Annotated in this window: 14 protein-coding genes; 9 read left to right on the plus strand and 5 right to left on the minus strand. The window is 47.7% G+C overall.

Going from position 1 to position 17,258, the window contains the following annotated elements; genetic code table 11:
• Window positions 1-14: 14 nt before the first annotated feature.
• From murC to QZZ54_RS08625, 9 genes are all read left to right on the plus strand, one after another.
• Window positions 15-1,421 carry a UDP-N-acetylmuramate--L-alanine ligase gene (gene murC, locus QZZ54_RS08585; RefSeq protein ID WP_290701982.1) on the plus strand — a complete coding sequence of 469 codons (1,407 nt, stop codon included), beginning with the start codon at window positions 15-17 and terminating at the stop codon, window positions 1,419-1,421.
• A complete protein-coding gene (locus tag QZZ54_RS08590) occupies window positions 1,421-2,365 on the plus strand; it encodes a D-alanine--D-alanine ligase (RefSeq protein ID WP_290701626.1) in 945 nt (314 codons plus the stop codon). The genes murC and QZZ54_RS08590 overlap by 1 nt, the downstream gene beginning before the upstream one ends.
• A 3-nt stretch (window positions 2,366-2,368) precedes the next feature.
• A complete protein-coding gene (locus QZZ54_RS08595) occupies window positions 2,369-3,265 on the plus strand; it encodes a cell division protein FtsQ/DivIB (protein ID WP_290701629.1) in 897 nt (298 codons plus the stop codon).
• Window positions 3,266-3,275: 10 nt separating this feature from the next.
• Window positions 3,276-4,517: a cell division protein FtsA gene (gene ftsA, locus QZZ54_RS08600; protein WP_290701985.1), complete on the plus strand. Its 1,242-nt coding sequence runs from the start codon at window positions 3,276-3,278 to the stop codon at window positions 4,515-4,517.
• 126 nt (window positions 4,518-4,643) lie between these two features.
• Entirely contained in the window at window positions 4,644-5,840 is a 1,197-nt protein-coding gene (gene ftsZ / locus QZZ54_RS08605; RefSeq protein WP_290701987.1) for a cell division protein FtsZ, read from the plus strand.
• 117 nt (window positions 5,841-5,957) lie between these two features.
• Window positions 5,958-6,872, plus strand: coding sequence for a UDP-3-O-acyl-N-acetylglucosamine deacetylase (gene lpxC / locus QZZ54_RS08610; protein ID WP_290701632.1), 915 nt, complete (start codon window positions 5,958-5,960; stop codon window positions 6,870-6,872).
• Between the two features lie 190 nt (window positions 6,873-7,062).
• A complete protein-coding gene (gene secA / locus QZZ54_RS08615) occupies window positions 7,063-9,798 on the plus strand; it encodes a preprotein translocase subunit SecA (RefSeq protein WP_290701635.1) in 2,736 nt (911 codons plus the stop codon).
• Window positions 9,799-9,976: 178 nt separating this feature from the next.
• Window positions 9,977-11,194 (plus strand): bifunctional glutamate N-acetyltransferase/amino-acid acetyltransferase ArgJ, encoded by a 1,218-nt coding sequence (gene argJ / locus QZZ54_RS08620; RefSeq protein ID WP_290701638.1) that lies wholly within the window; start codon window positions 9,977-9,979, stop codon window positions 11,192-11,194.
• 14 nt (window positions 11,195-11,208) lie between these two features.
• Window positions 11,209-12,141: a Nudix family hydrolase gene (locus QZZ54_RS08625; RefSeq protein WP_290701641.1), complete on the plus strand. Its 933-nt coding sequence runs from the start codon at window positions 11,209-11,211 to the stop codon at window positions 12,139-12,141.
• A gap of 8 nt (window positions 12,142-12,149) precedes the next feature.
• On the opposite strand, the gene yacG is transcribed toward QZZ54_RS08625, so the two are convergent.
• The 5 genes from yacG to pilB all read right to left on the minus strand — a co-directional run bounded on the left by yacG (window position 12,150) and on the right by pilB (window position 16,985).
• The gene (gene yacG / locus QZZ54_RS08630) at window positions 12,150-12,389 is read right to left on the minus strand and encodes a DNA gyrase inhibitor YacG (RefSeq protein WP_290701644.1); all 240 of its coding nucleotides are present in this window, start codon (window positions 12,387-12,389) and stop codon (window positions 12,150-12,152) included.
• Between the two features lie 17 nt (window positions 12,390-12,406).
• Window positions 12,407-13,012, minus strand: coding sequence for a dephospho-CoA kinase (gene coaE / locus QZZ54_RS08635; RefSeq protein WP_290701647.1), 606 nt, complete (start codon window positions 13,010-13,012; stop codon window positions 12,407-12,409).
• A 37-nt stretch (window positions 13,013-13,049) separates the two neighbouring features.
• Window positions 13,050-13,943: an A24 family peptidase gene (locus tag QZZ54_RS08640; RefSeq protein WP_290701650.1), complete on the minus strand. Its 894-nt coding sequence runs from the start codon at window positions 13,941-13,943 to the stop codon at window positions 13,050-13,052.
• Window positions 13,944-13,963: 20 nt separating this feature from the next.
• Complete coding sequence (locus QZZ54_RS08645) at window positions 13,964-15,190, minus strand: type II secretion system F family protein (RefSeq protein WP_290701653.1); 1,227 nt, start codon at window positions 15,188-15,190, stop codon at window positions 13,964-13,966.
• 76 nt (window positions 15,191-15,266) lie between these two features.
• Window positions 15,267-16,985, minus strand: a complete 1,719-nt coding sequence (gene pilB / locus QZZ54_RS08650) for a type IV-A pilus assembly ATPase PilB (RefSeq protein ID WP_290701656.1) — start codon at window positions 16,983-16,985, stop codon at window positions 15,267-15,269.
• Window positions 16,986-17,258 lie beyond the last annotated feature (273 nt).

Here is a 17,258-nt window from a genome sequence, read left to right on the forward strand (position 1 = left end):
ATGACGTGCCAGAGATGCGCCGAATCCGTCGAATACATTTTGTTGGTATTGGCGGTGTTGGCATGTGCGGTATTGCTGAAGTACTGCTGAACCAGGGTTACCAGATCTCAGGTTCTGATATCAGAGCCTCTGCGACCACCGATCGTTTGGAGCAAATGGGGGCGGAAATTTTCATCGGGCATTCGTCTGACAATATTACCGCAGCCAATGTGGTTGTGACCTCTACAGCCGTTAATAATGAAAATCCTGAGGTGAGTGCTGCCCGGGAGCGACGTATACCCATAGTCCGTAGGGCTGAGATGCTCGCCGAACTGATGCGTTATCGTCATGGTATTGCCGTGGCCGGTACCCATGGAAAGACGACCACCACCAGTTTATTGGCTTCGGTGATGGCTGAAGCAAAGTTCGATCCCACTTATGTAATTGGAGGTCGACTAAACAGTGCCGGGACTAATGCCAAACTGGGTAGTAGCCGCTATCTGGTGGCTGAAGCCGATGAAAGTGATGCCTCCTTTCTACATCTTCAACCAATGGTCGCTATCGTTACCAATATCGATGCCGATCATATGGATACCTACGGCGGCGACTTTGGCAAACTGAAACAGACTTTCGTTGATTTTCTGCACAATCTGCCATTCTACGGTCTGGCTGTGCTTTGTACCGATAACCCTGTTGTGAAAGAAATTATTCCTCAGGTTGGTCGACCCATAGTGACTTATGGCACTAATGAAGAGGCTGATTACCGGGCTGAAAATATTGTTCAGAATGGCATGCAAACCAGTTTTACGGTTAAGCGGCCTGATGGACGAGCGGATCTGCAGGTTACTGTAAATATGCCGGGCAGGCACAATGTGTTGAATGCTTTGGCGACAATTGCAGTAGCGACCGATGAAGGTATAGATGACTTAGCTATTTGCACAGCTCTGAAGAAATTTGAGGGTGTTGGTCGACGCTTCCAGGTATTAGGCGACATCCCTGTAGAGGGTGGTTCTGCGATGCTGGTGGATGATTATGGTCATCACCCCACAGAGGTTCAGGCAACCATCCGTGCGGTAAAAGAGGGCTGGCCGGATAAGCGTTTAGTCATGATTAACCAGCCGCACCGTTATACCCGTACCCGTGATCTGTATGAAGATTTTGTTCAGGTGCTATCTGAGGCCGATGTCTTGTTGCTGATGGAAGTTTATGCGGCAGGTGAGGAGCCGATAGCGGGAGCGGATAGTCGTAGTTTGTGTCGCAGTATTCGTCAGCGCGGTAGTGTTGATCCGGTGTTTGTTGAATCGGTTGATGCCGTACCAGGTGTGCTGAAAAATCTGCTGAAACCCGGTGATCTGGTATTGACGCAGGGAGCAGGCAATATTACCGCCTTGGCACACGAACTTTCTAAACTTGATCTGACAGCGGAGTCGGAGGTCAATTGATGAATGCTTTTAAAGTAACGGATCAAGAGCGTAATCGATTCGGCCGGGTAGCGGTGCTATTCGGAGGCTCCTCAGCTGAGCGCAGTGTGTCTCTGAAAAGTGGCGCCGAAGTGTTGCGTGGGCTGCAAGCAGCCAATGTAGATGCTTTTGGTGTGGACCTTTGCGGTGATGATGCAGACCCATTACAACAGTTGCAGCAGGCTGACTTTGATCGGGCTTTTCTGATTCTCCATGGACGTGGTGGGGAAGATGGCACTATCCAGGGGGTGCTGGAAATTATGGGTAAACCCTATACCGGCAGTGGTGTGATGGCGTCAGCACTGGGCATGGATAAAGTGAAGTGCAAACAGATTTGGGCGGCGGCAGGACTGCCTACACCGATTTATGCGGTACCTAATGAGACTACTGATCTTAATCAACTGGCACTTGATCTTGGCTTCCCACTGATCGTTAAGCCTGCCCACGAAGGCTCAAGTATCGGTATGAGCAAAGTGACTAATGGTTTGGAATTAACTCAGGCGATTACAGATGCACAAGAGTTTGACCGGGCGGTATTAGTAGAAAGCTGGATTAATGGGCCTGAGTTTACTGTTGCTGTACTGGATGGAGCGGCTCTGCCGGTTATTCGCTTGGAAACGCCCCATGAATTCTATGACTTTGATGCGAAATATCAGGCGAACGATACTCAGTATCACTTTGACCATGGCCTGACTGCAGATCAGGAATCTGAGTTAAAGAAATTGTCAGAGCAGGCTTTCGAAATGGTCGGTTGTAGCGGTTGGGGGCGGGTTGATGTGATGTTGGATGAACAGCGCGGTTTTCAGTTGTTGGAAGTGAACACGCTTCCGGGTATGACCGATCATAGTCTGGTGCCGATGGCGGCGAAAGAGGCGGGTAAAAGCTTTGAAGAGCTAGTGGTGACTATTTTGCGAGGGAGCCTCTAGTCCATGCTAAAAAAACTGCTTTCGTCAGAACAGCCTGAAGCCGAACAGCCCCGACGAGGAGCTTCGGCTACGGCATATAAGCGAGCAGAGAAGAGTAAGGCAGCGGCAAAAGAGAGTGATCCAGCGCGGATTGAACTAGCCTGGATGCAAAAATTAAAAGGGATCGATGGCGACTGGTGGCTCAAGCCTGCGACGATTCTTACGGCATTGGCGGTGTTTGTTGCGCTTGCTGATTACAGTTATAGCGTAATGTACAACTGGCTGGATAAGCCAGTGGAGCAAGTGGTTTTTGAAGGGCAGACAAGACATCTGGACCGGCATCAATTAGCGGCCAGTTCGGTGGCTTTGATGAACGGTGGATTGTTGAGTGCTGACCTTGAAGCGGTAAAAGAGGGAATACAGGCTAATCCCTGGGTTTATCAGGTAGGTGTAACTCGGCGCTGGCCAGCGGCACTTTACCTACAAGTGACAGAAGAGGTGCCTGTTGCCCGTTGGGGGAGTGATGGCCTGTTAAACCATGAAGGTGATATTTTTTGGCCGGAGCAGCTATCGAGATATAGCGGTCTACCATTGCTGACGGGGCCTTCCGGAAATACTGCGATGATGATGTCGGAGTATTACGATCTGAATCAGATGCTGAGAAATGCCGGGCTGCAGCTGGTTGAACTGAAACTGGAAGCTCGGGGAGCCTGGACGCTGATTCTGGATAACGATATTCGAATCATCGTTGGCAGAGATCAAGTGGTGGCAAGGCTTGAGCGTTTCCTGAAAATTTATACGCAACGCCTACAGGCTGAAGCAAAAGCAGGCCGAATAGAGCAGATTGATATTCGATACAACAACGGCATTGCCGTGAAGTGGCGCCCTCAGGTGTCCACCGAAGAACAACAGAAAGGTTAATACTGTGAATATGGCGATGAAGCCTGGAAATAATATGATCGTAGCACTGGATATCGGCACCTCTAAGGTAGTGTGTCTGGTGGGCGAAGTCGGTTTGGATGGCATTGTTGATATCGTTGGTATTGGCTCCCATGAGTCTCGCGGTTTAAAACGAGGCGTCGTGGTTAATATTGAATCTACTGTTCATTCGATTCAACGAGCCGTTGAAGAAGCTGAACTAATGGCGGGCTGCAAGATTCATTCGGTTACTGTGGGTGTTGCAGGTAGTCATATTAGAAGTATGAACTCCCACGGAATTGTTGCTGTTCGTGATGGTGAAGTGATGGAGCACGATCTGGAACGGGTGATTGATGCTGCTCGGGCGGTGGCTATTCCCGCAGATCAGAAAATCTTGCACATACTGCCGCAGGAATACGTGATTGATAATCAGGAAGGTATTCGTGAACCGCTGGGCATGTCAGGAGTGCGGCTTGAAGCTAAGGTTCATTTAGTAACGGGTGCGGTTAACGCGGTACAGAATATCGAAAAATGTGTTAAACGCTGTGGCCTGGCGGTGGATAGCTCGGTACTGGAACAGCTGGCATCCAGCTACTCGGTACTAACAGAAGATGAGAAAGAGTTGGGTGTTTGTATGGTGGATATGGGTGGCGGTACCACTGATATCGCTATCTTTACCGGCGGTTCGATTCGTCATACGGCAGTGATCCCTATTGCGGGTGATCAGGTGACCAATGATATAGCGATGGCATTGCGAACACCGACTCTGCATGCCGAAGATATCAAAATTAAGTATGCCTGCGCCCTGGCGCAGTTAGCCAGCCCTGAAGATACGATCAAAGTGCCGAGTGTCGGTGATCGTCCGGCAAGGGATCTGTCGAGACAAGCATTGGCTGAAGTGGTTGAGCCGCGTTACGACGAGTTGTTTACCTTGGTGCAGGCTGAGTTACGCCGCAGCGGGTTTGAAGATTTAGTGGCCGCGGGCATTGTACTGACCGGCGGTACCTCGAAAATGGAAGGGGCGGTAGAGCTGGCAGAAGAGATCTTCCATATGCCGGTACGACTGGCGTTACCCAAAGGAGTACGGGGTATGGGGGATATTCTCTGTAGTCCGATCTACGCAACGGGCATCGGCCTGTTGCAGTACGCAAAACAAGATAATCAGCATTTGGGCGAAGCGGTTGAAATAGAAGACAGCGTCGAGCGACCAGGTGTTCTGGACCGGATGAAAGCCTGGTTTCAGGGTAACTTTTAACGAAAAAGATAAAAGGGTCTGCTGACTCGGTGAGCGATTTGTTCACAGGTTTAGATAGACAACAAATGAATTGGAATGCAATACACAACAGGTGCAGGTTGGGCACTGAACCTGGAGGGAAGGGATATGTTTGAATTAGTCAATAATGTAGCGCAGAACGCGGTCATTAAGGTGATTGGCGTTGGCGGTGGTGGCGGTAACGCTGTACAGCATATGGTCTCATCCGAAGTGGGTGGGGTCGAGTTTCTCTGTGCGAATACGGATGCGCAAGCGTTGAATCACATGGATTCACGCAATGTCCTGCAAATGGGTGGCGAGATCACCAAAGGTTTGGGGGCAGGGGCGAATCCGGATATAGGCCGTCAGGCGGCTCTGGAAGATCGGGATCAGCTCGCTGAAATGCTCAGTGGTGCGGATATGGTCTTCATTACCGCAGGCATGGGCGGTGGTACCGGAACCGGCGCAGCCCCTATCGTCGCTGAAGTTGCAAAGGAACTGGGTATTCTGACAGTTGCAGTGGTGACTAAGCCTTTTCCGTTCGAAGGTCGTAAACGGATGTTGATCGCCGAAGAGGGGATCAAGCATTTATCAGAGCATGTTGATTCTCTGATAATTGTGCCTAACGAAAAGCTTTTGCAGGTATTGGGTAAAAGCTGCACGCTGATCAAAGCTTTTGATGAAGCTAATGATGTGCTGAAAGGAGCGGTGCAGGGTATCTCTGACCTAATTATCCGCCCGGGTATGATCAACGTTGACTTCGCCGACGTGCGTACTGTGATGTCTGAGATGGGTACTTCAATGATGGGTACTGGCTCTGCTCGGGGTGAGAACCGTGCAGTTGAGGCGGCAGAAGCCGCTGTGCGCAGCCCGCTGCTGGAGGATGTCGATCTGATGGGCGCTCGCGGTATTCTGGTGAATATCACCGCAGGTCTGGACCTGAGTCTGGGCGAGTTTAGCGATGTGGGTCAGGTGATTGAAGAATTCGCTTCTGATAATGCGACGGTCGTTGTTGGTACGGTTATCGATCCAGAGATGGTTGATGATATTAAGGTGACTGTTGTCGCGACTGGTTTGCAGAAAAATGAACCGGAGCAGGGTACGGTTAAGGTAGTGAGTAATACCCGTAAGCCTGATGGGGAACTGGATCTGAATAAGCTTGAGTTGCCAGCGGTTGTACGCCGCAAAGCAGATTATCTTAATGCTGAAAAAAATAGAGTTCAACAGCGGGAACTATCTGGCTCTCAGTTGTCGAAGGATGACGAGAAAGGAGATACCGAAACCTACTTGGATATCCCAACCTTTCTAAGGCGTCAGGCAGATTGATATTAGCGTATCAAGCTGAGGGTGCTGAACGGGTTACACTAATCAGTTATTGCTGAAATAGCGGGTAATTTGTTAGAATGTTCGGTTAATACGGCACAAAATACCTTGGCAGGAAATATGATCGGACAACGTACTTTACGGAACAGCATTAAAGCAACTGGAGTTGGACTTCACACAGGTCAGAAAGTGTATCTGACGCTGAAGCCAGCACCAGTCAATACTGGTATTATTTTCCGTCGAGTGGATCTGGACCCTGTAGTTGAAATTCCAGCCCGCGCTGATAATGTCGGTGATACTACGATGTCGACAAATCTGCAGAAAGATGATGTGCGTATTTGCACAGTAGAACACTTGTTGTCAGCAATGGCCGGCCTGGGAATCGATAATGCTTATGTAGAATTGAGTGCTGAAGAAGTGCCAATCATGGATGGTAGTGCTGCGCCATTTGTGTTTTTGATCCAGTCTGCCGGTATTCAAGAACAGGGTGCACTGAAAGAGTTTATTCGGATTACAAAGGAAGTTACTGTCCAGGTTGACGATAAAGTGGCGACCTTTAAGCCTTTTAATGGCTTTAAAGTTGGCTTTACTATCGAATTCGATCATCCGGCTTTTGCTGATCGAAATATGGAAGCTAGCCTGGATTTCTCGAGCACTTCGTTTGTGAAAGAGGTAAGCCGTGCGCGTACTTTTGGTTTTATGCGTGATATCGAGTATCTGCGCGCGCAAAATCTAGCGCTGGGCGGTAGCATGGATAACGCTATTGTAGTGGATGACTACCGTATTCTTAATGAAGATGGCCTGCGTTACGATGATGAGTTTGTTAAGCATAAAATCCTGGATGCCGTAGGCGATCTCTATTTGTTAGGTAAAAGCCTGATCGGTGAGTTTCACGGTTTCAAGTCAGGGCACTATCTGAACAATCTGTTGTTACGTAAGCTATTGGAAACAGAAGATGCCTGGGAAGTGGTTACTTTCGACGGTAAGGATCAATCAGTACCCATTTCATACCTTCAGCCTGCAGCTGTTAGTTGATCTGTATTTTTTTATATTAAGCCGGGCTATTTAGTCCGGTTTTTTTATATTTTTTCTGCTGATTTATACCTGCAAAAAAAATATCTCTATTGAGATTCAATTTGATGCCCCAATAGATGTAGAATGTTGCGTTAATTTAATAGTTTAACCGGCCTCAGCCCGCCGAATCTTACAGGTAAATAATCAGATTATGTTCACTACTATGTTAAAGAAGGTTTTCGGTAGTAAAAACGAGCGTGTACTCAAGCAGATGGGTAAGGTCGTTAAGCAGATCAATGGCTATGAAAGTGAACTGGAACAACTGTCTGATGACGACCTGCAGGCGAAGACAGGCGGTTTTAAATTACGCTTAGAGCAAGGTGATAGTTTAGAAACTATTCTACCTGAAGCTTTTGCTGTCGTTCGTGAAGCTTGTCGCCGCTCGATGGGAATGCGCCACTTTGATGTGCAGATGATTGGTGGTCTGACTCTTCATCAGGGTAAGGTTGCCGAGATGCGTACCGGTGAGGGTAAAACTCTGGTAGCTACTTTGCCGGTTTATCTAAATGCACTGGCGGGCCGTGGTGTGCATGTAGTAACCGTTAACGATTACCTGGCTAGCCGGGATGCTGAGTGGATGCGTCCATTGTATGAATTCCTGGGCCTGAGTGTCGGTGTGGTGCTTTCCGGGCAAGATTCTGAAACTAAGCGGGCTGCTTACAAGTCAGATATTACCTACGGAACGAACAACGAGTTTGGCTTTGATTACCTGCGCGATAATATGGCGTTTAGTGTTGAGGATAAAGTTCAGCGGGACTTCTTCTTCTCGGTTGTGGATGAGGTGGACTCCATCCTGATCGATGAAGCGCGTACACCGTTAATTATTTCAGGTGCTGCAGAAGACAGCTCTGAGATGTATCGTAAGATGAACACTCTGATCCCAACCCTGGAAAAGTATGACGGTGAGGTCGATCCAAAGAGTGAAGAAGAGATTGAGGGTGACTTCACCGTTGATGAGAAGAACCGCTCTGTTGAAATGACAGAACGGGGCCATCAGCGGATTGAAGAGATGCTGGCAAAAGAGGGCATTCTGGGTGAAGGTGAAAGCCTCTATGCACCACAAAACCTAAGTATGCTTCATCATGTGCTGGCTGCTCTGCGGGCGCATAACCTGTTTCAGCGTGATGTTGATTATATTGTTCAGGAAGGTGAGGTTGTCATCGTTGATGAGCACACCGGACGTATTATGCCGGGCCGTCGCTGGTCTGAAGGCTTGCATCAGGCTGTAGAGGCAAAAGAAGGGGTGCATATTAATCAGGAGAGCCAGACTCTCGCATCGACGACCTTCCAGAACTATTTCCGCTTGTATGAAAAGCTATCTGGTATGACCGGTACAGCGGATACTGAAGCCTTCGAGCTTAACCAGATCTATGGTCTGGATGTTATCGTTATTCCAACCAATGTTACGGTTGCCCGGATCGATTATAACGATCTGGTGTTCCTTACTATCCAGGAAAAGTATGACGCAGTCCTTGAAGAAATAATTCAATGCGTCGAAGACAAGCGCCCGGTTCTGGTAGGTACAGCGTCAGTTGAGTCTTCAGAATTGATTTCTGCCTTTTTGACCAAGAAGAATATTGCTCACAATGTTTTGAATGCCAAGAATCACGGTAAGGAAGCGGGCATTATCGCAGAAGCAGGACGTGCCAGTGCGGTTACTATTGCAACTAACATGGCCGGCCGTGGTACTGATATCGTGTTGGGCGGTAAGTTGGAGTCTTCACTTGAGAAGCTCGATAACCCAACCGAAGAAGAGATTGCTGAGGCAACCGCTGAGTGGAAAATACGCCACGATGACGTTTTGGAAGCAGGTGGCTTGCATATTATAGGTACCGAGCGCCACGAATCTCGCCGGATTGATAATCAGCTGCGTGGTCGTGCAGGCCGTCAGGGTGACAATGGTTCTTCTCGTTTCTTCCTGTCCCTTGAGGATGATCTGATGCGGATATTCGCATCTGACCGTGTTCGTCAGTTTATGAAAGCTCTGGGTATGGAAAAAGGTGAGGCGATCGAGCATAAGATGGTCTCCAATGCGATTGAGAAAGCTCAGCGTAAAGTGGAAGGTCGTAACTACGATATGCGTAAGCAGTTGTTGGAATACGATGACGTTGCTAATGATCAGCGACGCGCCGTTTATGATCAGCGTAATGAACTGATGGCAACCAGTGATATTTCAGAAACCATTGAAGCGGTACGTGCTGAGGTGGTTGAAAATGCGATTAATGAATACATCACGCCACAAAGTTTGGAAGAACAGTGGGATGTGCCAGGTCTGGAAAAACAGTTGCAGAGTGAGTTTGGTCTTGAGATGCCGGTTCAGAAGTGGCTGGATCAGGATGATGATCTGCACGAAGAGACACTGCGTAAGCGTATTCTGAGAGATATCATTGAGGATTATCAGGCTAAGGCCGCGATTGTCGGTGAAGAGAATATGCGCCTGTTTGAGAAGCAGGTGATGCTGCAGGTTTTGGATACTCTGTGGAAAGAACATCTTCAGTCGATGGATATGTTGCGTCAGGGTATTCATTTGAGAGGTTATGCTCAGAAGAATCCTAAGCAGGAGTATAAGCGTGAATCCTTTATTCTGTTTGAACAGTTGCTTGAAAATATAAAGACCGATGTTGTTAAGATTCTTAGCCATGTGTCAGTTCGCGAGCCTGAAGAACTCGAAGAGATGGAGCGTCAGCGTCGCGAGCAGGCAGAACAACAGCAGATGAGCTTCCAGCATGAAGAGTCCTCTGCGATGGGTGCAGACGAGTCAGGAGCTGAGGAAGTCGCTGAGGGGGCTGAGCCTTTCGTAAGAGAGGGTAAGAAGGTGGGGCGTAATGATCCTTGTCCTTGTGAATCAGGTAAGAAGTATAAGCAGTGTCACGGTAAGCTTAGCTGATTATAGGCTATTGTGATTGGCGCTTCTGATGGGCTTTTGCGATTGAAGGTAATGCGATAAATCTGTCTCTGTAGCTCACAAAAAAAACCACATAATATTACCCTTATGTTGGTATTGATAATAACCCCGAAAGCAGCGAAGCTGCTTTCTTTATTTCTGAAGGTTTAAGGAGTTTGTAATGGCTGTGGGTCCTGGCACACTTCCAACGCTGCACCCTGTTGCAGGTTTTCGTTTAGGTACAACCTCTGCGGGTGTAAAAACACCGGGCCGAAAAGATCTGGTGGTTATGGAGATTGTCCATGGGGCAACAACCGCTGGGGTTTTTACTCAAAACCAATTTTGTGCAGCGCCGGTTCAGATCTGTAAATCTAATCTTAAAGTGGCCACGCCTTCATTTCTGGTTGTTAATACAGGCAACGCTAATGCCGGCACTGGAAAAGAGGGTTATCAGGATGCTCTGGAAGTTTGCCAGTCTGTCGCTGAGCACGCCGGAGTCGCAATTGATCAGGTGCTGCCATTCTCCACGGGAGTGATCGGTGAGAAGCTACCCACTGACCGGATTATCCCCGCGATTCCTGCTGCGTTTGAAGCTCTGACGGAAGATGGTTGGCTGGAAGCGGCCAACGGTATTACGACTACAGATACCCGGCCTAAAGCTTTCTCACTGCAATTTGAGTATCAAAGTAAAGTTATTACACTGACCGGTATTTCTAAAGGTGCAGGTATGATTAAGCCAAATATGGCTACCATGCTGGCTTATGTCGCTACCGATGCAAAGGTTGAAGCGGGATTGCTTCAGTCGATGCTTGCTCGCTCTGCGGACCTGACCTTTAATCGGGTGACTATCGATGGCGATACATCGACGAATGATTCTTGCATACTCACAGCAACCGGTACCGGCGGCATAGAAATAACTGAATCAGATGCCGAGTTGTTTGAGAGGTTTAACTGTGCTCTGGATAAAGTAATGCTAGAACTCGCACAAGCTATTGTCCGTGATGGGGAAGGCGCTACCAAATTCGTTACTATCTCTGTTGAACAGGCGGCAAACTCTGATGAGGCATTGAAAACGGCTTACGCTGTTGCTCATTCTCCATTGGTGAAGACTGCGCTCTTTGCCAGCGACCCTAATTGGGGGCGGATTCTTGCTGCGGTGGGCTATGCTGGTGTGGAAAACCTGGATGTAGACGCGTTGCAGGTCTGGTTGGGTGATACCTGTATCGTTGAAAACGGAGGCCGTGCACTGAGCTATACAGAAGAAGCCGGACAGGCGGTGATGAATTGTGAAGAGATTACTATCCGCATCGTACTTAATCGTGGGAATAAACAGGAAACGGTCTGGACGACTGATCTGAGTAAAGATTATGTCGCTATCAATGCTGATTATCGTTCCTGATTAGGTAGTGCTCTGTGTCTGAATTAATTCATGTTGCCGCAGCTGCGATCTTTAATGAGTCAGGTGAGCTGCTGTTGGCGTTACGTGATAAGAGGCAGCATCAGGGTGGTTTATGGGAGTTCCCTGGGGGTAAGGTCGAGGCAGGTGAGAATGTTCAGGATGCGTTGGCCAGAGAGCTCAATGAAGAGCTGGGGATAGAGATTGATCTATCTGCTACGACTTCTTTAATACAGGTGCCTTACCACTACCCAGATAAATCGATACTGCTGGATGTCTTTCGAGTTAATCGTTTTAATGGCGAAGCTTATGGGCGCGAAGGGCAGCCTTTAAAATGGATCAGTCTCGCTGACCTGAATAACTATCAGTTTCCGGCCGCGAATAAACCGATCGTCAATGCTCTATTGTTGCCTCCTATGATCGCCATTACGCCTGAGTTACCGCGTGATTCCTACACTGAGTTTGTTCATCGTGCTCTGAGTAAAGGTGCGCAGGCCATTATGTTGCGGGCAAAGCATCTATCTGAGCTTGATCAGCTAAAACTTTATTTGCAGTTATCGAAAGAATTCCCTAGTCAGTTTCTGATATGGAATGGCTCTGTTGAATCTGCTAATGATGCCGGAATTTCGACTATTCATCTTAGCTCAGCGCGATTAATGCAGCTGCAACATCGGGATGAATTTAAGGGGCGTTGGTTAGGGGCTTCCTGCCATAACGAAGAACAGCTTCGTCATGCTGAGCGGGCCTGCCTCGACTATATAACCCTATCACCGGTAAGGCATACATTGAGTCACCCCGATGCTAGTCCCCTCGGGTGGGATCAGTTTGCTGACTGGGTAAGCGACTGTGCGCTGCCGGCTTACGCCTTAGGAGGCGTTGCAAGTGAGGATCTGGAGCTCAGTATTAATGCTGGAGGGCAAGGCATTGCTGCAATTCGCAGCTTTTGTTGAAAGTCTTCTTAATGCAGCGGTCGGTCCTGGTGATCCTGGCTTTCAGGGTCGTCAAAACTACTGCTGTAATCGTCTACGCTAGGTTCAGCCGCAACCTTGTACTCTTCTGAAGCCCAGGCTCCAAGGTCTATCATTTTACAACGTTCACAGCAGAAAGGGCGGAACTCGTTTTCTGGGTTCCATTCTAGCTGTTTGCTGCAGGTTGGGCAGGCGACTAGCGTTTTCTTTGTATGGGACGTGTTAGCCAAGTCGAGGCTCCTGTTTATTAGATTGTGCTAAGTTGTGCTAGGGTTAGAAATCTATTATGTAACGCTTCTATCTGAGGTTGCAACAACTCTTCAGAATCACTGTTATCAATAAGGCTGTCCGCGCGAGTCACTTTGTCTTCTCGAGGCATTTGAGCTGCGATGATAGCTTTGACTTGTTTGCTATCAGTGTTATCTCTAATCGCGGTACGGCTGATCTGGGTTGCTTCATCGACATCTACAACGACTGTGTGATCTACCAGCAGATGCTGGTCCGTTTCTAATAACAGGGGAGAGGCTAAAATAGCGTAAGCGGAAGCGGCTTGTGTTAATTGTAGTAAAATTTGCTCTCTGATGAGGGGGTGAAGTAGTTGTTCCAGCCAGTCGCGTTTCTCAGGCTGGTCAAAGACAATCTTTCTAAGCGTGGCGCGGTTTAGGTTGCCATCGGCTAGCAGAATAGTAGGACCGAACTGCTGGGTGATTGACTTCAGAGCAGGTTCTCCCGGCTGAACTACTTCTCGGGCAACGATATCAGCATCGACCACAGTGACGCCGAGTTGCTCGAATCGTCTGGACACTGCAGATTTTCCACTTCCAATACCACCGGTAAGGCCAACTACAAACATAGTAAAGTCTCTGTAATAATCTCGTTGTAATGATAGATTAAAAAATTAGCAGCTGAAGGTACAAGTCAGTCAGTTCATGGCCCCATAGGAGTGCGATCCACCCCGCGCCGGCTAGATATGGTCCGAAAGGAATAGGTGTTTGTGATTCATGACGGCTGAACGTTATCATCAGGCCGCCTACTACCGCTCCGATGAGTGAGGAGGCAAGGATAATCAGTGGCAGCATATCTGCGCCAGCCCATGCACCGAGTGCGGCTAATAGTTTGAAATCACCGTAGCCCATGCCTTCCTTTCCGGTAATTAACTTGAAAACCCAATACACAGACCAGAGGGAAAGATATCCTAGTACTGCCCCCCAAAGTGCTGAGGGAAGGGTAGTGAAATAGTCAAAGCTATTCAGTAGCAACCCGATCCAGAGCAGTGGCAGTGTTATTATATCGGGTAGTAGTTGATGATCGATATCGATTGCAGTCAGAGCAATGAGGCACCAGCTGAAGAAAACAATACTAAAGCTGATTAAATTGAAACCATACTGGTAGATAATAAAGGCGGAGATTGTAGCAGTTGCAAGCTCTATCAACGGGTATCGCAGTGATATTTTGTTTTCACAAGCGCTGCATTTCCCCCCAAGTATCAGAAAATAGCTAATTAACGGAATGTTTTCATACCAGCGTATTAGGTGCCCACAGGATGGGCAGGTAGAGGCTGGCTGGGCAAGGTTGTAGCTTTCTGTTGGCTCTGAAGAAGACTCTTTAGGAAAATCTTGAATATCAGGCAGGTTTGTTTCTACAGCCATCAGCTGCCATTCCTGCTCCATCATAATAGGAAGTCGGTGGATAACGACATTAAGAAAACTTCCGATTAACAGTGAAAAAATAAAGGCGAGTGATACTGCCAGCCAGGTGTTCGCTGCAATGAGTTCAAACAACATAAAGTCAGATATTCCTTAAGCTATACGACATTACCCAACTGGAAGATAGGTAGATACATTGCGATTACCAAGCCGCCTACGAGTACGCCCAGAATTGACATAATCATCGGTTCGATCAGGGTTGATAGATTGTCAACCGCGTCATCAACTTCTGCTTCGTAGTAGCTGGCAACTTTATCCAACATCATATCTAGTGACCCCGCTTCTTCGCCGATAGCGATCATCTGGGTAGCCATTGGCGGAAACAGGCCTGTCATAGTAATAGCGTTTTGTAATGATTGGCCGGTAGAAACGCCATTCTTCACTTGCTGAATAGCTGTTTCATAGACGATATTACCTGAAGCGCCGGCAGCAGAATCGAGAGCGTCGACTAGTGGCACCCCTGCGGAAAAAGTGGTTGCCAGGGTTCTGGCAAAGCGGGCTATAGCTGAGTTATGTAGTATCTGGCCAATAATCGGTAGTTTAAGCACTGTTCGGTCTACCCATTGTCTGAAGCCTTGCGACTTTTCATGGGCTTTAGATATCGCAAAGCCCGCCACGGCTATTGCAATAATGGCGATAAACCACCAGTCCTGAGCTATTTTTGATAAACCAACCACGAACATAGTGAATGCAGGCAGATCAGCTCCAAAGCTGGAAAAAACGCTTTCGAATTGGGGGACTACTTTTATCAGAAGTATCGCGGAAACAACAAGTCCGATAACTATTACGGCAATGGGGTAGGTAAGCGCTTTTTTAATCTTCTTTTTTAGGGCTTCAATCTTTTCTTTATAGGTGGCAATACGCTCGAGCATTGTTTCCAGAGAGCCTGAACTTTCACCCGCATGTACTAAATTACAATAAAGGTCATCGAAGTGCTTTGGGTGGCGCTCCAGAGCTTTAGCAAAGCTGGTACCGCCGCTTACATCGGTTTTGAGGTCATAAATTACCTTTTTCATTTTTGCTTTTTCAATACCGTTGGCTACGATATCAAAGCCTTGTAGCAGAGGGACACCGGATTTGAGCATGGTGGCGGTTTGTCGGGTAAACAGGGCAATATCCAGCGGTACGATCGGTTTGTTGTGATTACTGAACATGCTATAGGTTTGCTTGCGGACTTTTTTCGGCATTATGCCTTGCTTGCGCAGCAGTGCTTTCGCCTCACCCAGGTTGTCGGCATTGATTGAACCTTTGCTAGGGTTGCCGCTTTTATCTTTACCTTCCCAGTTAAAGGTGATAGGTGCCTTATCTGTCGCTTTCTTAGCCATCTGGGTGGTTTCCGTCTACAGGTTTAGAATATTTAAATCTTATAATATTTAAAGTATTAACAATAATATGAGGTCGTTAAAGTTTAATGACCCGGTTCATCTCTTCCAGGCTAGTGACGCCCTGAATAACCTTCCGTAGGGCTGATAACCTTAGAGATCTGAAACCCTGCTTCTTTGCTGTGTTGAGAATGTCCAATGAGCTTCCGTTGTCCATTATAACCTGAGCAATTTCCGGGCTCATTGACATCGTCTCATAAACACCGACACGGCCTTTATAGCCTTTGTTACATTTATTACAGCCTTCCGGGTTGTGCTCAAATATATTGAGGCCTGCTTTTATCTGTTCAGGGGTAAAACCTTCTTCGACTAGCGTAGCCTCAGGGATATTAGCCGGTTTTTTACAGCCTGTGCACAGACGTCGTCCTAATCGCTGAGCAATAATCATAGACACAGATGTGGCGATGTTAAAGGCAGGAACACCCATATTGCGTAGTCGAGTTAGCGTTTCTGCTGCGCTGTTGGTGTGCAGGGTTGATAGCACCATATGGCCGGTTTGGGCCGCCTTAATCGCAATTTCTGCTGTTTCAATGTCCCGGATCTCACCTACCATGACCACATCAGGATCCTGGCGCAGGAATGAACGTAATGCTTCAGCGAAGGTTAGTCCTACTTTGATGTTCACATGTACTTGGTTTATTCCTTCGAGGTTGATCTCTACGGGGTCTTCTGCCGTTGATATATTTCGCTCAACGGTGTTAAGGATATTCAAGCCGGTGTATAGCGATACGGTTTTACCACTACCCGTAGGGCCTGTTACCAGAATCATGCCCTGAGGCTTATGCAGAGTCTGCATGAACAGTTCTTTCTGATCTTCATCGTAGCCCAGAGCTTCGATGCCCATCTGTGCACTGGTAGGGTCCAGAATACGTAGAACAACTTTTTCCCCCCAGAGAGTGGGCAGTGTGTTTACCCGAAAATCGATGGCGCGGTTTTTCGATATCTTCATTTTTATGCGGCCATCCTGAGGCACGCGCCTTTCAGATATATCCATCTGTGACATGACTTTAAGGCGAGCACAGAGGCGGGGGGCCAAGTTAGAAGGAGGTTTAGCGACTTCCTGCAGAATGCCATCGATACGACAACGGATGCGATAGGTTTTTTCATAGGGCTCAAAGTGAATATCCGATGCCCCGCTTTTTATCGCATCCAGGAGTATCTTATTAACAAAGCGTACGATCGGCGCATCGTTTGCTGCATCTTCGCCGGTGTCTTCTTGCTGTTCTTGAAGTCCTTCATCGATCTCAAGGTTATCAAGATCTGCATCATCAAGGCCGTCTAAGGCAGAGTTTTGTTCATCAAGGAAGGTGTCGATGAGATTAGAAAGCTTATCTTCCTCAACTATGACGCCTTCGGTAGTAGTGCCCGTATGAAATTTGAATTCGTCCAATGCCTGGATGTTTGTGGGATCGGATATAGCAACATAGAGTCGGTTGTCACGCTTGATCAGTGGTAGAGCATGATGTTTGGTTATCAGTTTTTCATCTACCAGTCCCTGAGGGAGGGCTTCAATGTCGATAACTTCAAGGTCGAACAAAGGCATGCCAAATTCATCTGCGGCCGCTGCGGCCGCTCGGTAGGCACTCACCAAACGGTTTTCAATAATATGGGCAATAAAAGGTTTATTGTCCTTGCGGGCTGTTTTTAGGGCGTCCATCGCTACATCAGATGAAAATACACCATCGTTAACCAGTCGTCTCGCCAAACCACTTAGGGGCTGAAAGGGTTGTACGCTCATAATGTCAGAGAATCCATTTTAGCTGCTTTTATCGGCGTCATATCAAGATGCTTAAGTTTATAACGCTTTAACTTAAACTGCCTTGTATTATTATCTATTTGTAAAGTAACATCTATCGGTCGGTTTGAGAATCAACAGGCGCTTGCTTTAGGTCACTGGACTGCCATAAAAAATAGGTTATTATCATATCAGGCTCGTATGGAGCATGGATGAAGAGCTATATGGCAAGGGAAAGGGTCGTTCGGAGCAAGGATGATGATGAATACTTTATAC

Source organism: Amphritea sp., assembly GCF_016744155.1.
Taxonomy (GTDB): domain Bacteria; phylum Pseudomonadota; class Gammaproteobacteria; order Pseudomonadales; family Balneatricaceae; genus Amphritea.